The following is an 18,775-nucleotide window of genomic DNA, read 5'->3' as shown; positions in this document are numbered from 1 at the left end:
CACACCAATCAGTCGGTCTCGGGGCGGCCGATCGTGAGCGTCCGGTCGCCGAAGCGCACGGTGTCTCCGATCTGCGCCAATCCGCTCTGGCTGGGCGGGAGCGGGTGCTCGGCACCCCCGTGGGTGATCGAGGTGCCGTTCGTGGAGTGCAGATCGATCACCTCGACGCCCCGCGGGGTCGCGCGCACCGCGAGGTGCGTTTTGGAGATGGATCGTCCCTCGTCGGCGACGGCGATGAGCGCCGCGGCCTCGTATTCGCCCAGCGCGCGCGGATCGCGCCCGACGAGCGCCGCCCCCGCGAGCGCGATGCGCTGCCCCGTATCGAGGGTGATCGCGTACGCGGGCCGGGGAGCGGGCGGCCCCGGCGCGGCGGGGGAGAACGTGCGCGCAGCGGTCGGCGCCGCGGGTGCTGCCGGACGCGCGGCCGGCGCCAGCGGTTCGTGCGCCGCTGGGCGCTCGCCGCGGGAGCGCGGCATCGGTGCCGCGGGCGGCAGCGGGGCCGGTTGCGCGGGCGGTGCGCCGAGGAGGCCGTCCGGTACGTTCATCACGATCTGTGCGGCGCCGTGCTCGGCGGATCGCGACGGGTCCTGGGCAGGTCGTGCGCGCTCCGGTGACGGACCCGCGACGCCCAGAACGCCCGCGCTCGTGCGACCCGCCGGCCGGTACGACTGGGGCGTGTGCCCGCTCCTGGGCGTCGCGAGCGAGGGCAGCGGAGCCGCCTCCGGCGCACGCTCGACGGTCGCCGACTTGCGCGCGATGCGCATCCGCTTCTCGTCGTAGGGGTTCAGGCCGCGGCGCACATCGACCATCCAGAGCCCGCCGGCCCTGTCGTGCCATCCCCGGCCCCGACGCTCCGAGTCCCACAGCGGGGACAGCAGGAATACGAGCAGCGCGATCGCCACGATGCTCGCGGCCATCAGCACGAGGAACCGCAGCACGACGCGCCAGAAACCCGGTCGCTCGAGCGTGGCGACGTTGACGGAGCGCAGCCCGAACAGCGCCTTGCCGATCGTCACGCCCTTGCGCCCGTGCAGCACGAGTTGGGTGATGCAGAAGGCGAGGGTGAGCAAGACCGTCGCGCCCGCGACGATCATGGCGACGAGGAAGTTCGGGTGGGAGACGAGCCCGTACACGCTGATCTCCTGCAGGAGCAGCATCGCGAGCAGCGGCACTGTGAACAGCCAGAACGGCGCCTGCAGGAGCAGGTAGAAGGCGACGTCGGTGACCGCCGCGAGGGCACGACGCAGCGCGGGCGCCGGCACGAGGCCCAGCGCGGCCGCGTATGCAGGGTCCGGCCTGCCGTCGGCGTCGAGGCCCTCGACGTCCTTCTCGTCACCGGGTACCTCCCAGATCGCTGTCACGCGCACCCCCTCCCATACATGTCGCGAACGGGTCAACGTTACCCAGCGGACGGCGGTATGCGACATCCGTGCGCGTGGGTTCCCCGCCGTGGCGCGCGCGGTGGGAGCATGACGGTATGGACGATATCGACGAAGGGCAGGCGGGTAGAACGCGATCGATCACGCTCTCCTCCGGCACGGAGGCGCAGCTCGTGCCCAGGGACGGCGGATGGAGCCTCGAGATCGACGGCGTACGGCAGTCGCAGATCGTCGCCCCCGGCAGGCCGCCCGCGCTCGCGACGACGCGCTGGGCCCTCGCCGCGATCGGCGATGGCGAACCCCTGCGCTGCGCCCACCTGGGCGGTGCGATCCTCACGCTGCCCCGAGTGCTCGCCGAGCGGAGGCCGGGTTCCCCGCAGCTCGCAGTCGAGCTGGAGCCGGCGTTCGTGGAGCTCTGCCGGACCGAACTGCCGGTGCCCGACGGCATCGAGATCATCGAGGGCGACGCGCGCGAATGGATCGACATGACAGCGCCCGATTCGTGGGACGTCGTGACCTGCGACGTGTTCGCCGGCGGCCGGATCCCGCCCGCATTCACCTCGCGGGAGTTCTTCGCATCCGCGCATCGCGTGCTGCGCGCGCACGGGCTCTTCGTGTGCGATTCCGTCGCGGGGCCCGAACCCGAGTTCACCCGTCGCGAGCTCGCGACGCTGCGCGATGTCTTCCGGCATGTGGCCGTGATCACGCCGCCTTCCGTGCTGGCCGGCCTCCGATTCGGCAACGCGATGCTGATCGCCTCGGATGCGCCGATCGACGCCGAACGGATCCGCGCGGCCCTCCGCGACGAGCCGTCGAAGGGCCGCCTCGTCACCGATCTCGACGAGTTCGTCGGCGATGCAACGATCATCCGCGATGCCGACGAGGTGTGGTCGCCCGTGCCACGGCTGCCGAACCTGCGCGCCGCTCGCGAGGCGCTCGACGCGATCGAGGCGATGAAGAACCGCGTCAAGGGGGTCACTGCGTGAGGCGCAGCGACGGGGTCGATGCCTCCGGGAAGGAGGCGCCGACCCCGTCGCCGCGCCAAGAGCGTCAGTGGGAGTTGTCCCAGTCCTGGATCTCGTCGGACATCGTGCGCAGCGCGTTGGCCATGTCGGTGACCGCGGTGGACGCGTCCTTCATCGCGTTCGTGAGGTCCTCGTAGCTGTCACGGTACTTCACGGACGCGTTCTGCGTCTTGAAGCCGTCCTCGACGAGGTCGTCGACGTAGCCCTGGAGCTCGTCGAAGAGTTCGTCGAGCGCCTCCTTGCCGTTGTCGAGCTTCTCCGCCGTCGCGTCCATCTCGTCGAATGTTGCGCCGAAATCTGCCATCGCCTGCCACCCCGATAGTTCTGTGAGTCAGCGACCCGAGCGGGCCACCTGAGAAGAACGCTAGGCAACGCGGGTGCGGGGACGCGATGGGTAGAACTCCCCGTGAGGTGCGTCGCGAGTATCGCTTAGCGTAGGTCTCGGCCGGCAGAGAGGGGGACAGCGTGGCGATCATGATTCCGGGTGAGCTCGACTTCGTGCTCGACCTGTTGGGGTTCGAATGGCCGAACGTGAACGAGGACGCCGTTCGCGATGCCGCGACTCTCGTGCGCGGGCTCAGGGAGGACCTGCAGGGCACACTGGACACTCTCGACGATCGGATCGATGGTGAGCTGGCCGCCGCATTCAAGTCGAAGGCCGCCACCGCGTACATCGAAGCGTGGACCGAGAACCGAACTCAGAACATGGACCAGCTCCTTGATGTGCTCCCGGAAGCTGCGGGTGGGATCGACATCATTTCTGATGCCATCGTGGCGCTCAAGACGAAGGTCATCGTCGAGCTGGGCATCACGGCCGCTCAGATCGCGGCGGCAGCGGCGAGCGCGGTGCTCACGCTCGGTGCCTCGGCGGCGGCCACGGCGGCGATCATCGTGGCGCGGAAGAAGGCACTCGACATCATCACCGATCTCGCCGTCGAGGAGCTCTTCGCGAGGGTCGCCATCATGGTCATCGAACCCTTGACCGGTACGGTCTCCTCGCTGGCGATGGCAATGGTCGATGCGCCCCTGACGTCGTCGGGAGGAAGCGACGTTCCCGTATTCGACGCCGACTACGCTGTCATGCTCGATGTCGCGGACGCGCTCGACGATGCCGGAGCGGAACAGCGAGAGATCGGGATGAACTTCGCCGCCAACGTCAGCGCGCTCCCGATCTTCGCCGAATAGGAGCATCAGATATGTCATCCCTGTCGCGCAAGCTGCACGAGGTGTTCGACGACCTGCCCGACCAGTTGAGGAAGCTGGCCGACGACTTCGATGCGCGCATGACGCGAGTCAGCACCAAGATGCGTGACACTCAGAGCAGCCTCGACGAGCTCGACGGTGACCTCGGCGACCGCACCGACGGCCCGGGCGGCAACGGGGGGCGCACGGATCGGCCTGATAATTCCGGCGATGGCCGGGGCACGACGGGGGACTCGGATACCGATCCGAGCCTCAGGTTCCCGGAGTTGCGCGATTCGACTCCGAACCAATCCCGTCGTGACGATGCTCGGGATCAGCCGAGCGCCGTATACAGCGACGTGCTCGGCCTCCCTTCCGCGGCTGATCACATCATTCCAGCCAAGAAGATCTACGACATCCCGGGTTTTGCGGACCTCCCGGGCTCGGTGCAGAAAGAGATCATGAACATGGCCGAGAACATCATGCCGCTTCATAGGAGTGCGAACAGCTCGAAGCGCGACCTCTGGCCATCAGACTGGATTGACCGCGGTGGTCTTGGGCGGGGGAAGAACCCCGACTACGTGATCTCCCCCGACGAAGCGGACTTCGTCCGCAACGCGGAGTACGACGCGTTCCGGGAGATCCTCGACCGGATCATGGGTCATTATGGGGCCTGATGCTCCCGAACCGGAGGACGCGTAGGGTTGGATATATGGCCGAGGAGATCATCGAATGACTGATGCAGACCTGACGACGACGCGCTCGAACCGCACGGGCAAGGAGATTCGTGCAACTGCCCTGGCCGAGGTTGTGGCGCAGGCGGAGGGACTGATCAGTCAGTTCGAGGAGTTCGCGGACGAGTGGCGCGACGGCTTCACGTTGCAGATCGGATGGGCACCGTTGTGGCTGCGTGAGGAGGACGGCGGGTTCACGGTGTTGACGCGCGATTTCCGAAACGACCCGCGCACCGCGAGTACCGATGACCTCACGTTGGCGATCTGGATGATGGTCAGTCTGATGCACACCACTCAGACCGCCGGGGTCGAGCCCGAAGATGTTGCGTGGGACGACCGCGTGATCTGTATCGACGGCTGGGACACGGCTGACCTGATTCAGCTCACCCGCGAAGCTGAGCATCGCGTCGGAGACTCGGGTTGGCTCGTGGACACATCTCCGCCCGCCTCTCGTGGCGAGCCTGCGGCGGATGATCTGACGGCGATTCCCGTGTGGAGGATGCTGCAACTTCGCCCGGCTGTAGCGCGAGCTCTTTCGTTGCCTTCGACGACCGTGACACTCGTGAAAGGCGACCAGATCACGGCGATCTTCGACGTCGCCTCGCGCAAGCCGCTCTTCACCGGCCAGCTATAGCGGTGCAACTGCCGCTGGGCCCCATCGCCGAGAGGTCCTGACACCATGCCCCGATTCCGCACGACGTTCGTGTCGCCGCAGCATGCCTTCGGGCTCGGTGTCGAGGAGGAGTCGGGGGTTCCGTTCCTCGATCTCGTCGTCGCGACCGATGACGCTCGGTTGACCGAGCAGTACCGCCTGACCCAGGAGCAGTACGATCGCTTCTCCGCCGACCCGGTTCAGGCGCTCGACTTCGTCGCGGCGTGCATCGCGCGTCGGAATGAGGACCTGCTGTTCGGGCCCGTGGCCGAGGAGCGCCGGGGGGCTGCGGCACCGCTCGCCGACCGCCCGGAAACGCCGAAGGCGCCGATCATCTCGGAGTGGCTCGGCGAGGGCAGGCACCCGACCCTGCGCTTCCACAGCGCGAATGCGATCAGCATCGCGTCGATGAACGCCGACACCTCCGACATGCCTCGCACGGCATACGTCGGCGGGGAGGTCTTCATCGGGATCGACGTCGTCGACCGCGACGGGGAGCACGAGGTCGTCACGGAGGTCGTCGCGCAGCGAGGGAACCTCCCGTACGGCGCGCTCATGGAGGAGACCCGCGCCCGCGTGATCGGGTATCGGCCCGACGCGATCGAGAACCCGAACGGCTTCCCGCGCGTCATCGCCGACGAGGCGTACGCGGCGTCGCTCCTGCTGGCGGCGCGCCCCCGCGGCGCGGAAGACCCGGATGACGGCCTGATCGCCTTCGTGCTCGGGCGCGACTGCGCGATCCTGTTCACCGAGCGTCAGGCGGATGAGGGCGTGCACCTCGCGCTCGAGCGGGCGGAGGCCCTGCTCGGCGCCGGAACGCCGCTCCTGAGCACGCACCCGCTCGTGCGCCGGGACGGCTCGTGGCGGCCCTACGACTGGCGCGCGGCGCATCCGGATGCCGTCGAGAGGATCGGGGCCGTCGAACGCAAGCAGCTCGTGCACGCCTACGCGGCGCAGGCGGCCGAGATCCGGAACGAGCCCGCACACGTGGCGGACGCCGAGCTCCGTATCGCGGACGACGGAACGCTGACGACGTTCACCACGTGGCCAGCGGGGACGGAGGCGGTGCTTCCCGTCGTCGACGAGGTCGTCGTGGCGGGAACGGGCAGAGCGATCCCCTACGCCGAGTTCCTCGAGCACGCGGGCGATGCGCTCGGGCTCACGGAGTACGCGCCGCTCCGCTTCCGCATTCCCTCGGACTTCGCTCTCGTGTGACGGGGGGCTTCCCAAAACCCTCCCAACGACATATCGTTCTTGTATCACCGATAGTCGTTCGGGAGGAATCATGGACGCATCACAGAACACACAGCGGCCAGGGGACGGGCTCTGGCAGGTCGTTGAGCAGCTGAGGAGCACATTCGACAGGCGCCCGACCGGCCCGAGGAAGGCGCGCGGCGATGTGCGCGCGGCGACGCTCGTCCTGCTGGCAGAGGAGCCGATGCACGGCTACCAGATCATCCGCGAGATCGAAGAGCGCAGCGGGGGCACGTGGAAGCCGAGCGCCGGCTCGGTGTATCCGACCCTCCAGATGTTCGCGGATGAGGGGCTCGTCCGCGTCGAGGAGGAGGGCGGCCGGAAGACATACGCCCTCACGGACGAGGGCCGCGCGGCCGCGGAGAAGGCCGAAGTGCCGTGGGGCGGCGCGGAGCAGCCGCGCGTCGGACGCGCGCCGGCCCTCGCGAAGGCGGGGATCGATCTCGCCGACGCCGTGAGCCACGTCGCGCGCGCCGGCTCGGCCGAGCAGGCGGAGCGGGCCGTCGGCGTGCTCGACGACGCGCGCAAGCGGATCTACGCGATCCTCGCCGACGGCTGATGGCGGCCGCACGCTCCGAGCGCGCGCGCTATCGCCGCATCGTGCGCTTCGCGGCGCGTCAGTTCGTGATCCAGTGGTGGTACGAGATGCTGCTGCCGAAGATCGGGCTGGCGCGCGTCGCGGAGCGCACCAGGGCGCGCCGGATGGCGCGCTTCGCGCGCGGCTTCCGCGACATGGCGGTCGGCCTCGGCGGCCTCATGATCAAGGTCGGTCAGTTCCTCTCGTCGCGCCTCGACGTGATGCCGAAGGAGCTGACGGAGGGGCTCCAGGGGCTGCAGGACGAGGTGCCGGCCGAGGAACAGGCCGCCGTCCGAGCGATGGCCGAGACCGAGCTCGGCATGCCCCTCGAGCGCGCGTACGCGAGATTCGACCCGGAACCCGTTGCCGCCGCGTCGCTCGGCCAGGCGCACCGCGCGGTGCTGCCGCCGCATCTCGCCGCCGAAGCCGGGTTCTCCGATGTCGTCGTGAAGATCCAGCGGCCCGGCATCGACCGCATCGTCGAGGTCGACCTGCGTGCGCTGCGCCGGGTCGCGGGCTGGCTGAGCCGCGTTCGCATCGTCGCCGACCGCGTCGATGCGCCGGCCCTCGTCGACGAGTTCGCCGGCATCTGCCGCGACGAGATCGACTACCTCCACGAGGCGGCGAACTGCGAGCGCTTCGCCGCGTCCTTCGCCGACGACGACCGCGTGCGGACTCCCGGCATCGCATGGGAGCGATCGGGGCGGCGCGTGCTCACGCTCGAAGACGTCTCGGCCGTCAAGATCACCGACATCGATTCACTGAGAGCCGCCGGCATCGACCCCGCCGAGGTGGCACCGGTGTTCGCAGAGGTGATGCTCGAGCAGGTGTTCTCGAGCGACTTCTTCCACGCGGACCCGCACCCGGGGAACGTCTTCGTCGAGCCGGGGGAGGGCGGCGCGTGGCGCCTCGCCTTCGTCGACTTCGGCATGATGGGCGAGGTCCCCGAGCGCATGCGCCGAGGCCTCCGCGCCCTCGTGATCGCGATGGCCGCGCGCGACGGCGGGGGCCTCGTCGCCGCGGTGCGCGACGTCGGCGTGCTGCTTCCGTCTGCCGACACGCGTGAGCTCGAGCGCGCTCTGACCGCGCTGTTCGACCGCTTCGGCGGCATGGGCTTCGCGGAGCTCCGCGACGTCGACCCTCGCGAGTTCCGCGACTTCGGCGACGAGTTCCGCGACGTCGTCAGGACGCTGCCCATCCAACTCCCGGAGAACTTCCTCCTGATCGTGCGGGCGGCCTCGCTCACCTCGGGCGTCTCGACGGCGCTCGACCCGAAGTTCAACATCTGGGACTCGCTCGAGCCGTACGCCGCGCGCCTCGTCGCCGACGAGAGCGCAGGCCTTGCGGGCGACTTCGCGAAGGGTGCGCTCGAGAACGCGCGCGTCGCGTGGCGGCTGCCGAAGCGCATCGACGGACTGCTCGATCGCTTCGACGACGGCTCCGTCGCGGTGTCGTCGCCGGCCGTCGAGCGCCGGATGGCGCGCCTCGAGGCGGCGCTGCGCCGCACGATCTCGGCCGTGCTCTTCGCGGCGCTGATGGTGTCGGGCGCCGTCGTGTACGGCGCGGTCGAGGGCGTCGGGGTCACCCTCATGGCGGTCTCGGCGCTGCCGCTGCTGCACGTGCTGTTCGCGCGGCGCCGCTGACCGCGGGCCATCCGCTCCCGTGACATCATCCGCACCATACTCCGCCGTTTCGGCGCGGATGATGCCACGGGAGCGGGGTGGGTCCCCGCTCAGCCGAGGGAATCGACGGTGTCGTAGCCGGCACCGTTGTACTTCTGCACGACCAGGCTCGAGACGGCCGGCTGGCCGTCCTCCGTCGTGTCGACCGCGGTGCCGTCGAGCATCAGCGGCGCCTGGAAGTCGCTCACCGAGCGCAGCGCCTCCATGAACGACTCGCGCGTCGGCTCCTCCATATTCTGGAACGCCTGGTCGAGCGTCGCGCCGACCATGTAGCTCCACATGCAGTGGGGGAAGTCGGGCGTCGTCGTGTACTCGCCCGAGTACTCCTCGAGCGACGCGAGGAAGGTCGTGACGTCCTCGTCCTCGGCGTAGGCGGGCGACTGCGGCGCCTTCGCGAACGAGACCGAGTACACGCCGTCATCCGGATTCGCCTTCGCCGGCCCGAGGATGGCGGCGGGGCTCGAGGTGTTCGACGGCAGGAACCAACTGGGCGTCCAGCCGAGCTCGCGCACCTTCTCGATCGACGCGATCATCAGGGGCGTGACCGACATCGCGTTGAAGAAGTAGTCGGCGTCGGTCGCCGCCAGCTCGGTGAGCTGCGCGTCGACCGAGGTGTCCGTCGCCTCGTAGGTGAGCTCGGCCACGATCTCGACGCCAGAGCCCTCGATGGCCTCCTTGAAGCCCTCGACATAGCCCTCGCCGTAGTCGTCGTTCTGCGAGAGCACGGCGACCGTGGCATCGCCGCCCGATTCGGCGAGCAGCTCGCCGAACGCGGCCCCCTCGTTCATGTAGGTCGGCACGAAGCCGAGCTGCCAGGGGCTGGCCTCCTGGTCGGAGAAGGTCGGGTCGCCCGTCTGCACGAGCACCTGCGGCACCTCCTCGTCGATCGCCGCCTCGCGGTAGGCGAGGTTCGTGGGTGTGCCGAGCCCCGACGTGAACGCGAAGACGTCGCCGGAGTTCTGCTGGAAGTTCTGCAGGGCCTTCTGCGGGTCGTACGCGTCGTCCCAGGCCTGCACGTCGACGGTGCGGGTCTTGCCGTCGCCGAACTCGATGCCGCCCTCGGCGTTGCGCTCGCCCATGTAGGCGACCAGGCCCGCGACGGTGCAGGTGCCGGGGCCGGCGGTGCCGCCCGAGAGCGGTGTCGTGACGCCCAGCGTGATCGAGTCATCGGTGATGCCGGGGCTCGTGCCGCCGCCGGACCCGTCGCCTCCGCCAGAGCCGCCGGCGTCGCGGCCGCAGCCGGTCAGCGCGAGGGCGAGCGCGGAGCCGACGGCGACGATGCCGAGGGCCTTCGACTTCTTGCTGTTCAGAACCATTGCTGAACCTCTCTATCTGTGTGGATCGGAAGGGACGTCACGCGCCGGCCGCATCATCCGGGCCGCTCGCTCTGCTCTTCCCGCGGAACAGGCGCCGGATGCGGTGGGGCACGCTCGCGAGGCCGCCGGGGAGGAGGACGAGGACGAGGAGCAGGATGGCGCCCTGGATCAGTGCGGTCAGCGTCGGGGCGATCTCGTTCGCGACGCTCGGGACGAACACGTAGTAGATGCCGCCGAGCAGGGACCCCAGAATGCTCGCCGCGCCGCCGACCACCATCGATGCGAGCAGGCTGATCGAGTGGTGGAACGCGAGCGTCTCCGGGCTGGTGTACTGCACGACGACCATGTAGAGGAACCCGGCGACGCCGCCGATCAGCGCGGCGATCGTGAACGCCATCACCTTGTATCGGTAAGGAGAGATGCCCATCGACTTCGCGACGTTCTCGTTCTCCTTGACGATCGCGAGGGCGCGGCCGAACTTTCCGCGCGTGAGGTTCCACACGAGCAGGAAGCAGATTCCGGCGATCAGCAGCACCGTGTAGTACTGCCACTGGTCGTCGTACAGCCCCGTCCACTCCGGCGCCTTCGAGAAGCGCGCCGAGGTGCCCTGGGAGCCACCCGTGAGGTCGGAGAGCCGCTTGGCGAGGGGCACTCCGATGACGGGGAGGGCGAGCGTGACCATGGCGATCGCGAGGCCGCCGAGCCTGGCAGCGGCGAACGCCACGATCAGACCGGCGAGCCCCGGAAGCACGATCGCGGCGACGAAGGTCAGCACGATCGGCCAGTCGTTGTTCACGCCGTACGCGGTCACGTAGGCGCCGAAGCCGACGAAGAAGATCTGGCCGAGCGAGACCTGGCCGGTGTAGCCCATGATCACGTTCAGGCCGAGAACAGCGGTTGCGAAGACGCCGACGCGGGCGAGCTGCTGGTTCACCTCCACCTGGAGCACGAGCGGCGCGACGATCAGGGCGACGATGATCGCGACGACGACGGCGATGCGCCACCACGCGCGGCGGCCGGGGGCCGGGGTGGTCAGGGGCGCGGTGAGGTCGGTGACCTGGGTTCTCTCTGACATGGCTGCCTCACACCCTCACGACGGTCTTGCGGCCGAACAGGCCCTGCGGCCTGACGAGCAGCACGATGAACAGGAGCACGAACGGTACGGCGATCTTCAGATCGTGGCCGATGAACGGCAGGTACACGGCCGCCAGGTTCTCGAGCACGCCGATGAGCAGGGCCGCGACCACGACGCCGAGGGGGCTCGAGAGGCCGCCGAGGATGACCGCCGCCAGCGCGTACACCAGCACCGTGTCGAACATCCCAGGCGTGAGCGACAGGCGCGGCGCGATCAGCGCGCCGGCGACCGCGCCGAGGGCCGCGGCGAGGCCCCAACCGATCATCAGGTGGCGACCGACGGGGATGCCGCTGAGCGCCGCGGTCGACCGGTTGTCGGCGACGGCGCGCAGCGCGAGCCCGAGCCTCGTTCCGCGGAACAGCAGCTGGATGAGGCCCATCACGACCAGGATCACGAGGAACGTGCCGAGCGAGCGCCAGCTGATGGTCGCCCCGAGGAACGGGAACGACGCCTCGGGGAACAACCACGGCAGCCGAAGGTTGTTGTACGACCAGATCCAGCCGCACACGCCGGTGACCAGCATCAGCAGGCCGACCGTGACGACGATCGCCGTATCGGGGTCGCCGTTCTCGAAGCGCCGGATGAGCAGGAGCTCGATGAGGGCGCCGATGACGAACGCGGCGATCACGGCGAGGACGACGGCGACGATCAGCGGGAGGCCGGTTCCGAAGAGCGCGTACACCAGGTACGCGGCGAGCACGGCCAGACCGCCCTGCGCGAAATTGATCATGCCGGTCGACTGGTTGACGAGGACGATCGCCAGGCCGAGCGCCGCGTAGATCGCGCCGGTCCCGAGTCCGTCGACGACGAGTTGGATGAAGGTTCCCATGTCAGCCCCCGAGGTACGCCTTCCTGATCTCGTCCCGGCCCCTGAGCTCGGCGGCCGTGCCGGTGAGCACGCTGCGCCCGGTCTCCAGGACCGTCGCCTCCTCGACGACGCGGAATGCGAGGTTGGCGTTCTGCTCGACGACGAGCATCGCGATGCCCGACTGCTCGCGCAGCCGTTGGATGGCGTCGTAGACCTCCTTCGAGGTGGACGGCGCGAGGCCGAGCGAAGGTTCGTCGAGGACGAGCAGGCGCGGCTTCGCCATGAATGCCCGCGCGATCGCGAGCATCTGCTGCTCGCCGCCCGAGAGCGTCGAGGCGTTCTGGGAGATGCGGCGCCCGAGGTTCGGGAACATCTCGAGCAAGAACCCGATGTCGCCGGCGATCGCGCGGCGGTCCTTGCGGAGGTACGCTCCCACCTGCAGGTTCTCGCGGACCGAGAGGTTCATGAGGGTGCCCCGCCCCTCCGGCACGTGGGCGATGCCGAGGGAGGCGACCTTCTCGGGGCCCGCGTGGGTGATGTCGGTTCCGTCGAACACGATCCGACCCCCCACGTTCACGGTTCCGCTGATCGCGCGGAGCGTGGTGGTCTTTCCTGCGCCGTTGGCGCCGAGGATCCCGACGGCGCCCCCGTCGGGGACGCGCAGCGACACGCCCTCGAGCACCTGGACCCTGCCGTACGACGCCGTCACGTCGGTGAGCTCAAGCAGCGGCATCCGATTCCTCCGATCCGATGTAGGCCTCGATCACGCGCGGGTCGGCCTGTGCCTCGGCAGCCGTGCCCTCCATGAGCTTCGAGCCGTAGTTGAGCACGACGACCCGGTCGGTGAGGGCCGAGATGAGGCCCATGTTGTGCTCGACGATGACGACCGTCATCTCGCCCTCGCTCGTGAGGTGCCTGACCGTCGCCATCAGCTGCTCGACCTCGCCGTGCGAGAGCCCCGCCGCCGGTTCGTCGAGGAGCAGCAACGACGGGTGCGACATCCGGGCCCTGCACAGCTCGACGGCTTTGTGCAGGCCGTGGGACAGCTCGTCCGCGCGCGCCTGCGCAGCCCAGCCCAGGCCCTCCGACTCGAGCATGGCCATCGCCTCGTCGCGGACCTCGCGCTCGCGCCGCCCCGTCGGCGGTACGCGCAGCGACCACGCAACGGGCCCGCCCGGCAGGCGGGTGTGCCCGCCGAGCATCACGTTCTCGAGCACCGTGTGGTGCAGCTGGAGCGCCGGGTGCTGGAATGTGCGAGCGAGCCCCTTCTTGTTGAGCTTCGAGGGTGCGGAGCCGGCGACCTCCTCGCCGTCGATCCTGATCGATCCGGATGTCGGCCGGTAATGGCCGCTGATGCAGTTGAACAGGGAGGTCTTCCCCGCGCCGTTGGGGCCGACGAGGCCCAGCACCCGGCCGGGTTCGACGTCGAAGCCGACGTCGGAGAGCACCGTCACCCCGCCGAAGCGGAGGTTGACGCCTGCGAGGGTCAATCGAGCGGCCATCGCTCTTTCCTCTCTTGCCGCGACTCTGCGAGCAGGGGGAGTTCGGCCGCGGGCTCGGGGTGGCCCGCGGAGTCTGTGGTCTTACGTTACGACGGTTCTCCTCCGTCGTCCTGACGTCGTCTGTGACGATTCCCTAACGCTATAGGTATATCGTTCCGTGCCCGTGATCGCACGCGGGTCACGTCAGAGGCGCGGTCACGACGGGCATCGCGTCCCACCCCCTCAGGGTGTTGTTGAGGTGCAGCGTCGGCTCGGCGGCGAGCTCGATGCCGTCCACCCGATCGAGCAGGGCATCGATCAGGACGGTGGACTCGAGCCGTGCGACGTGTTGGCCGACGCACTGGTGCAGGCCCATGCCGAAGGCGACGTGGCCCGACGGATCGCGCGACAGGTCGAACGCGCCGGGGGTCCGCCACTTCCGGTGGTCGCGGTTCGCGGCGCCGAGCAGCATCATCACCTTCTCGCCCGAGGGCAGGACGACCCCGTCGGCGATCTCGGTCTCCGTCGTCGTGGTCCGGAAGAAGGCCTGCACGGGGGAGAGCAGGCGCACGGCCTCCTCGAACGCGCGGGGCAGCAGCGAGCGGTCGCGCTGCAGCGCCCGCCACTGATCCGGATGCGTCGCGAGCGCGTGGACCACGGCGGCGATCCCCGTGACGGTCGTGTCGACGCCAGCGGTGAGCAGCGAGCGGACGATGAGCGGCGCCTGTTCGTGCGTGATCTCACCCCGGTCGGCCGCCGCCCAGATCTGCGCGCCGAAGCCGTCGTCGGCGAGGTTCTCGCGCATGCACTGCTGGCCGATCCATTCGACGACCGGCCCCATGCGCGGCTGAGCGTCGGTGACGAGCGCATTCCGCGGCCCGAACGCGTTGAATGCGAAGTCGCCGTAGGGCAGCAGGTTCTCCCGACCGGTCTTCCCGATGCCCACGGCATCCGGGAACACGCGCAGCGGGAACACCTGCGCGAGGTCGGTGACGGCGTCGAACGCGCTGCCGCGCGCCAGCACGTCGTCGACCAGCTCGGCCGCGTCGACCCGCCACCGCCCCTGCAGCGCGCGCAGCTTCCGCGGTGACAGGAGGCGCTCGCCCACAGCTCGCGGCGCGTCGTGGCGGGGCGGGTCGGCCTCGAGCAGCAGGCTCGGCGGGCGCCACGGCTTCTCCTTGACGAAGTCCGCGAGCCCGACGCCCGCCGCCGATTGCAGGGACTGCCAGTCGGTGAGCGCCCGATGCACCTCGGCGAACCGCGCCATCGCGTAGACGCCGTATCGCTCGAGGCGGACGACGGGGCCGAGCTCGCGCAGCTCGTGCTGGAACGGCAGCGGGTCGCGCAGGTATTCGTCTGAGAAGGGGTCGATGTCGCTGGTCGGGACGTCGACGCGCGGGGCGGTGAGGGTCATGGTGCGGCTCCGGTCAGATATCGAGGACGATGCGGTCGCCGATGCAGCGCGACACGCAGGGGAAGATGACGCGGCCTTCGGCGCGCTCGGCGTCGTCGAGCAGCGCGTCGCGGTGATCGGGTGTGCCCGCGATCACGTCGGTCTCGCACGTGCCGCACAGGCCCTGGCCGCAGGACGTGATCACGTCGATGCCGGCGCGGCGCAGCGACTCGGCGATCGTGCCGCCGGCCTCCACCCGCGTCGCGCGCCCCGAGCGGCGCGCGACGACCTCGAACGGGCGCGAGACCGCGTCGACCGCCGCTGAGGCCGTGAACCGTTCGGTCTTCGGGGCCACGCCGCCCTCTGGGGTCGGCCACGCTTCGACCGCATCGAGTAGGCGCTCGGGCCCGCAGGCCCAGACGCGCACCCCGGGGTCCGTCGGACGCCAGCCGTCGAGGTCGCAGCGGCCGAGCGCGCTCGCGTCGTGGAAGGTGATGCTCGGATGGCCGTTCCAGCGACCGAGGTCGAGCGCCGACGACGCGTCGCGGACGAGGTAGAGCAGCCGCCACGGCGCGCCGACGACCTCCGCCTGCGCGAGCATCGGCAGGATCGGGGTGATGCCGATGCCGCCCGCGACGAACAGGTACTCGTCGGCCGGGGCGAGGCGGAAGTTGTTGCGCGGGCCTCCGAAGCCGACCGCGTCGCCGACGGCCAGGGAGTCGTGGACGTAGGCGGAGCCGCCGCGGCCATCCGGTTCGCGCTTGACCGCGACGCGATACGCGTGCGCGTTCCAGCGGTCGCCGCACAGCGAGTACTGCCGCCGCTTGCCGCCGGGCAGCTCGATGTCGATGTGCGCACCCGGGGCCCAATCGGGCAGGCGCGAGCCGTCGGGGCGCGCCAGCTCGACGGCGACCACGTCGTCCGCGACCCGGGTGATCGCCGTCACCGTCAGGGTCGTCGTATCGAGCACCGCTCCGCGCGCCGGCGCGTGCATCGTCATGGTCATCGCGGCCTCCTCGCCGTCGTCCGGTCCGCGTCGACCGATGAGGAGAAGCTATGCCGGCGGACGCCGACGGGGAAGCGGGATTCCATTGATGTGAAAACCGGCGTATGCTCGCGCTCGAGAGGGGAGTGCGATGGCGCACCGTTCCGAGGGGAAGTCCGCGCTCGCGCGGCAGCTCGCCGTGCTCGACGCATTCGATCCGCTGCACCCCTTCCTGACGCTCAGCGAGATCGCCCGCGCGGCCGACCTGCCCGTATCGACCGCCCACCGGATCGTCAACGAACTCGTGCGCGAGGGGCTGCTCGAGCGCCACCTGGAGCGCTCCTACCGGCTGGGCGTGCGCCTGTGGGAGTACGCCGCCCGCACACCGGGCGCCGTCGGCCTCCGCGAAGTCGCGCGGGTGTGGTGCGAAGCGGTGCATCGCAGGGTCGGCCAGCACACGCAGCTCGGCATCCTGCAGGGAAGCGATGTGCTCTACATCGACCGGCTGTCCAATCCGGATGCCGTGATCAACGGCACGCTCGTGGGCGGCAGGTTGCCGGCACATGCATCCGCCTCCGGGCTCGTGCTGCTCGCGCACGCCGAGCCGCACGTCGTCGACGCCGTGTGCGCCGCGCCGATGCGGCGGTTCACGAGCCTGACCATCTCGAGCGCCGCGGCGCTGCGGCCGGTGCTCGAGCGCATCAGGGGAGACGGGTTCATGGTCACGGACGGGCACATCCACCTCGAGGCGCGCAGCATCGCCGTGCCCGTGCGGGGTCCGGGCGGCCGCGTCATCGCCGCCATCGCGGTCGTGGTGCCGAACGACGACGCGCCCGTGCGCCCCGTCATCGACCTGCTCACGGCGGCGGCGGTCGGCATCTCGAGGGATCTCGTGCGCGCGTCGGGCGAGTACGGCGACGTCGCGCCCGAGACGCTGGGGCTGTCGAAGAGGTCGCTCGAGTTCGTCGCGGAGCTCGACGCGGAGCGCCGGCACGCGGCGGCTTGACGCGGTGACGGCGGGCCCGCCGCGGTGACACGTTCCGCGCCACGAGCCGACCGGACGGCGCGGATGTTGCGACGGCAGCCGTTGGGGGTCGTTTTGGGCGGCCGTAGGGGCGAATGATGGATGTTGTTCTTGTTGTGTTCATGTTGTAATGTGTGGGAATCCGAGGAAGGACGCACATGTACGCAACGGAGCGCAGGGAGCTCATCGACAGGGCGCTGGCACACGGCGGCCGGGTGTCGGTGGCAGACCTGGCAGAGCGCTTCGGCGTGACGACCGAGACCGTGCGTCGCGACCTCGCATCCATGGCGGAGGACGGCCTGCTGCGCCGCGTGCACGGCGGCGCCGTCCCCGCCGGGGCCGGCAGCCTCGCCGAGCCCGCGCTCGGCGACAAGGCGGCGCGCAACCCCGACGCCAAGCGAGCGATCGCGGAGGCGGCCATCGGCCTGATCCCCGCCGGCTTCTCCGGGTCGATCTACCTCGACGCCGGCACGACGACGGCCGCGCTCGCCGACTCGCTTCCGACCCGCATCGACCTGCGCCGCAGCGAGGTCGTCACCCACGCCGCCGCGATCGCCGCGCTCCTGAGCGAGCGCGGCGCCGACGTCTACGCCGTCGGCGGGCGGGTCCGCAGGCTCACGGGGGCCGCCGTCGGATCGCGCACGGTGCAGACGATCGAGTCGCTGCGCCCCGATATCGCCTTCCTCGGGGCCAACGCGATCGCGGCCGGCTTCGGGCTCAGCACGCCCGACCCCGACGAGGCCGACGTCAAGCGGGCGATCGTCGGAGCCGCGCGCCGGGTCGTGCTGCTCACCGACGCGTCGAAGTTCGGCGAGGAGTCCCTGCAGAGGTTCGCGCGGCTCGAGGACCTCGACGTCGCCGTTGTCGACCGTGCCCCTGTCGGCGCGCTCGCCGACGAGCTCGCCTCGGCCGACGTCGAGGTCGTGACGGCGGGGCGCCCGGAAGACGGGGGCGCGCAGGCATGAGTGGGACCACCGCGAACCTCTGCTCCGGCCCCGGCGCGCCACGCGCGGCACGGCCCGCGCGCGCCGCAGGAACGGGCCGATCGCCCGCGGCCGGATCCGGCCGCACGCAGAAGACCGCCGAGACAGGGGAACACACATGATCGTCACGTTCACGGCCAACCCGGCGCTCGACCGGACGATCGAGCTTCCGCGGCCGATCGCTCCCGGCGAGGTGCAGCTGGCCGCCTCCGCGCGGGAGGACGCGGCGGGCAAGGGCGTCAACGTCGCGCGGGTGCTGGAGGCCGCCGGGGCCGACGCCGTCGCGGTGCTGCCGCTCGCGGGAGACGACCCGTACCGCGCGCTGCTCGGCGACGCCGTCGCGGTCGACGCGATCGCGACCGAGCGCCGCGTGCGCGTCAACACGACCATCACCGACGGCGACGGTGCGACGACGAAGCTGAACCTGCCGGGAGAGCCCGTAGGCGAAGCCGAGGTGATCCGGATGATCGACGGCGTCGTCGCCGCGAGCGAGGGCGCCGAGTGGCTCGCGCTGTGCGGCTCGCTGCCGCCCGGCGCACCCGTCGACCTGTACGCGCGCGTCGCCAGGGAATGCCGGAGCCGCTTCTCCCGCCCCCCGAAGATCGCCGTCGACGCGTCGGGGGCCGCGCTCGCGGCGCTCGCCGCGGCCGCGGGGGACGACGGGCCCGTCGACCTGATCACGCCCAATGCCGAGGAGCTGGTCGACCTGCTGTCCGACCTCGAGCGCGACGGCGGTGTCCGTGCGAGCGCGATCGTGCTCGGTGCCGCGGCGGACGCCGACGCGTCGTCGCCCCGCGCGGACCTCATCGAGGCGCTGGAGTCCGACCCCGTCGCGGTCGCCCGCGCCTGTCGCGCGCTCGTGCCGCGGATCGCTCGTGCCGCCCTCGTGACGCTCGGCGGTGACGGCGCCGTGCTCGTCGACGCCGACGGCGCCCGCCGCTCTCCCGTTCCCGCGGGCATCGCGGTCCGCTCCACCGTCGGCGCCGGGGACAGCGCGCTCGCGGGCCTCCTGCTCGCGGACATCGCGGGCGCGACCGCCGACGACCGGCTCCGCAGCGCCATCCGCCACGGCTCCGCGACCGCGGCGCTGCCGGGCACGAGCCTGACGACGCCCGACGACCTTCCGGCGGGGGAGCTCCCCGTCACCCCCATCGCCTGACGAACA

Annotated in this window: 19 protein-coding genes; 10 read left to right on the top strand and 9 right to left on the bottom strand. The window is 70.5% G+C overall.

Annotated elements, in window-relative coordinates; translation table 11 throughout:
- Positions 1-8 precede the first annotated feature (8 nt).
- The gene (locus C0010_RS06200; protein WP_158685343.1) at positions 9-1,361 is read right to left on the bottom strand and encodes an RDD family protein; all 1,353 of its coding nucleotides are present in this window, start codon (positions 1,359-1,361) and stop codon (positions 9-11) included.
- A 116-nt stretch (positions 1,362-1,477) separates the two neighbouring features.
- Between C0010_RS06200 and C0010_RS06195 the strand changes: the two genes are divergently transcribed.
- Positions 1,478-2,365 carry a spermidine synthase gene (locus C0010_RS06195; RefSeq protein WP_105566202.1) on the top strand — a complete coding sequence of 296 codons (888 nt, stop codon included), beginning with the start codon at positions 1,478-1,480 and terminating at the stop codon, positions 2,363-2,365.
- Positions 2,366-2,429: 64 nt separating this feature from the next.
- Here C0010_RS06195 and C0010_RS06190 read toward each other — a convergent pair whose 3' ends face one another.
- Entirely contained in the window at positions 2,430-2,708 is a 279-nt protein-coding gene (locus C0010_RS06190) for a WXG100 family type VII secretion target (RefSeq protein WP_105566201.1), read from the bottom strand.
- Between the two features lie 170 nt (positions 2,709-2,878).
- Here C0010_RS06190 and C0010_RS06185 point away from each other — a divergent pair, with 170 nt between their 5' ends.
- The 6 genes from C0010_RS06185 to C0010_RS06160 all read left to right on the top strand — a co-directional run bounded on the left by C0010_RS06185 (position 2,879) and on the right by C0010_RS06160 (position 8,446).
- Positions 2,879-3,589, top strand: coding sequence for a WXG100 family type VII secretion target (locus C0010_RS06185; RefSeq protein WP_232531803.1), 711 nt, complete (start codon positions 2,879-2,881; stop codon positions 3,587-3,589).
- 11 nt (positions 3,590-3,600) lie between these two features.
- On the top strand, positions 3,601-4,263 hold the full coding sequence (locus tag C0010_RS06180; protein WP_105566199.1) for a hypothetical protein: 663 nt from the start codon (positions 3,601-3,603) through the stop codon (positions 4,261-4,263).
- A gap of 55 nt (positions 4,264-4,318) precedes the next feature.
- On the top strand, positions 4,319-4,954 hold the full coding sequence (locus tag C0010_RS06175; RefSeq protein ID WP_105566198.1) for a hypothetical protein: 636 nt from the start codon (positions 4,319-4,321) through the stop codon (positions 4,952-4,954).
- A gap of 45 nt (positions 4,955-4,999) precedes the next feature.
- Entirely contained in the window at positions 5,000-6,187 is a 1,188-nt protein-coding gene (locus C0010_RS06170) for a hypothetical protein (protein ID WP_105566197.1), read from the top strand.
- Between the two features lie 70 nt (positions 6,188-6,257).
- Entirely contained in the window at positions 6,258-6,785 is a 528-nt protein-coding gene (locus C0010_RS06165) for a PadR family transcriptional regulator (RefSeq protein WP_105566196.1), read from the top strand.
- Positions 6,785-8,446, top strand: coding sequence for an ABC1 kinase family protein (locus C0010_RS06160; protein WP_105566195.1), 1,662 nt, complete (start codon positions 6,785-6,787; stop codon positions 8,444-8,446). Before C0010_RS06165 ends, C0010_RS06160 begins: the two co-directional genes overlap by 1 nt.
- 89 nt (positions 8,447-8,535) lie before the next feature.
- Here C0010_RS06160 and C0010_RS06155 read toward each other — a convergent pair whose 3' ends face one another.
- From C0010_RS06155 to C0010_RS06125, 7 genes are all read right to left on the bottom strand, one after another.
- A complete protein-coding gene (locus tag C0010_RS06155; RefSeq protein ID WP_105566194.1) occupies positions 8,536-9,801 on the bottom strand; it encodes an ABC transporter substrate-binding protein in 1,266 nt (421 codons plus the stop codon).
- 37 nt (positions 9,802-9,838) lie between these two features.
- Positions 9,839-10,876, bottom strand: coding sequence for a branched-chain amino acid ABC transporter permease (locus C0010_RS06150; protein WP_105566193.1), 1,038 nt, complete (start codon positions 10,874-10,876; stop codon positions 9,839-9,841).
- Positions 10,877-10,883: 7 nt separating this feature from the next.
- On the bottom strand, positions 10,884-11,765 hold the full coding sequence (locus C0010_RS06145; RefSeq protein WP_105566192.1) for a branched-chain amino acid ABC transporter permease: 882 nt from the start codon (positions 11,763-11,765) through the stop codon (positions 10,884-10,886).
- A gap of 1 nt (position 11,766) precedes the next feature.
- Complete coding sequence (locus tag C0010_RS06140; protein ID WP_105566191.1) at positions 11,767-12,477, bottom strand: ABC transporter ATP-binding protein; 711 nt, start codon at positions 12,475-12,477, stop codon at positions 11,767-11,769.
- Entirely contained in the window at positions 12,464-13,246 is a 783-nt protein-coding gene (locus C0010_RS06135; protein WP_105566190.1) for an ABC transporter ATP-binding protein, read from the bottom strand. Before C0010_RS06135 ends, C0010_RS06140 begins: the two co-directional genes overlap by 14 nt.
- Before the next feature lie 178 nt (positions 13,247-13,424).
- Positions 13,425-14,639, bottom strand: coding sequence for a cytochrome P450 (locus C0010_RS06130; RefSeq protein ID WP_105566189.1), 1,215 nt, complete (start codon positions 14,637-14,639; stop codon positions 13,425-13,427).
- A gap of 13 nt (positions 14,640-14,652) precedes the next feature.
- Positions 14,653-15,624: a PDR/VanB family oxidoreductase gene (locus C0010_RS06125; RefSeq protein WP_198410814.1), complete on the bottom strand. Its 972-nt coding sequence runs from the start codon at positions 15,622-15,624 to the stop codon at positions 14,653-14,655.
- A 130-nt stretch (positions 15,625-15,754) separates the two neighbouring features.
- Between C0010_RS06125 and C0010_RS06120 the strand changes: the two genes are divergently transcribed.
- The 3 genes from C0010_RS06120 to C0010_RS06110 all read left to right on the top strand — a co-directional run bounded on the left by C0010_RS06120 (position 15,755) and on the right by C0010_RS06110 (position 18,769).
- Positions 15,755-16,609, top strand: coding sequence for an IclR family transcriptional regulator (locus C0010_RS06120; protein WP_105566188.1), 855 nt, complete (start codon positions 15,755-15,757; stop codon positions 16,607-16,609).
- A gap of 176 nt (positions 16,610-16,785) precedes the next feature.
- The gene (locus C0010_RS06115; protein ID WP_105566187.1) at positions 16,786-17,592 is read left to right on the top strand and encodes a DeoR/GlpR family DNA-binding transcription regulator; all 807 of its coding nucleotides are present in this window, start codon (positions 16,786-16,788) and stop codon (positions 17,590-17,592) included.
- Positions 17,593-17,728: 136 nt separating this feature from the next.
- Entirely contained in the window at positions 17,729-18,769 is a 1,041-nt protein-coding gene (locus C0010_RS06110) for a 1-phosphofructokinase family hexose kinase (RefSeq protein ID WP_105566186.1), read from the top strand.
- Positions 18,770-18,775 lie beyond the last annotated feature (6 nt).

It is taken from the genome of Microbacterium halophytorum, from assembly GCF_002970975.1.
Taxonomy (GTDB): domain Bacteria; phylum Actinomycetota; class Actinomycetes; order Actinomycetales; family Microbacteriaceae; genus Microbacterium; species Microbacterium halophytorum.
Note: the sequence above shows the minus strand (reverse complement) of the source record. Positions and strands in the feature narration are given on the sequence as shown.

Bases quoted from the DNA above. Each gene is read 5' to 3' on its own strand.
- C0010_RS06195 (WP_105566202.1), top strand. From the start codon at position 1,478: ATGGACGATATCGACGAAGGGCAGGCGGGTAGAACGCGATCGATCACG.
- C0010_RS06190 (WP_105566201.1), bottom strand. From the start codon at position 2,708: ATGGCAGATTTCGGCGCAACATTCGACGAGATGGACGCGACGGCGGAG.
- C0010_RS06185 (WP_232531803.1), top strand. From the start codon at position 2,879: ATGATTCCGGGTGAGCTCGACTTCGTGCTCGACCTGTTGGGGTTCGAA.
- C0010_RS06180 (WP_105566199.1), top strand. From the start codon at position 3,601: ATGTCATCCCTGTCGCGCAAGCTGCACGAGGTGTTCGACGACCTGCCC.
- C0010_RS06175 (WP_105566198.1), top strand. From the start codon at position 4,319: ATGACTGATGCAGACCTGACGACGACGCGCTCGAACCGCACGGGCAAG.
- C0010_RS06170 (WP_105566197.1), top strand. From the start codon at position 5,000: ATGCCCCGATTCCGCACGACGTTCGTGTCGCCGCAGCATGCCTTCGGG.
- C0010_RS06165 (WP_105566196.1), top strand. From the start codon at position 6,258: ATGGACGCATCACAGAACACACAGCGGCCAGGGGACGGGCTCTGGCAG.
- C0010_RS06160 (WP_105566195.1), top strand. From the start codon at position 6,785: ATGGCGGCCGCACGCTCCGAGCGCGCGCGCTATCGCCGCATCGTGCGC.
- C0010_RS06155 (WP_105566194.1), bottom strand. From the start codon at position 9,801: ATGGTTCTGAACAGCAAGAAGTCGAAGGCCCTCGGCATCGTCGCCGTC.
- C0010_RS06150 (WP_105566193.1), bottom strand. From the start codon at position 10,876: ATGTCAGAGAGAACCCAGGTCACCGACCTCACCGCGCCCCTGACCACC.
- C0010_RS06145 (WP_105566192.1), bottom strand. From the start codon at position 11,765: ATGGGAACCTTCATCCAACTCGTCGTCGACGGACTCGGGACCGGCGCG.
- C0010_RS06140 (WP_105566191.1), bottom strand. From the start codon at position 12,477: ATGCCGCTGCTTGAGCTCACCGACGTGACGGCGTCGTACGGCAGGGTC.
- C0010_RS06135 (WP_105566190.1), bottom strand. From the start codon at position 13,246: ATGGCCGCTCGATTGACCCTCGCAGGCGTCAACCTCCGCTTCGGCGGG.
- C0010_RS06130 (WP_105566189.1), bottom strand. From the start codon at position 14,639: ATGACCCTCACCGCCCCGCGCGTCGACGTCCCGACCAGCGACATCGAC.
- C0010_RS06125 (WP_198410814.1), bottom strand. From the start codon at position 15,624: ATGACCATGACGATGCACGCGCCGGCGCGCGGAGCGGTGCTCGATACG.
- C0010_RS06120 (WP_105566188.1), top strand. From the start codon at position 15,755: ATGGCGCACCGTTCCGAGGGGAAGTCCGCGCTCGCGCGGCAGCTCGCC.
- C0010_RS06115 (WP_105566187.1), top strand. From the start codon at position 16,786: ATGTACGCAACGGAGCGCAGGGAGCTCATCGACAGGGCGCTGGCACAC.
- C0010_RS06110 (WP_105566186.1), top strand. From the start codon at position 17,729: ATGATCGTCACGTTCACGGCCAACCCGGCGCTCGACCGGACGATCGAG.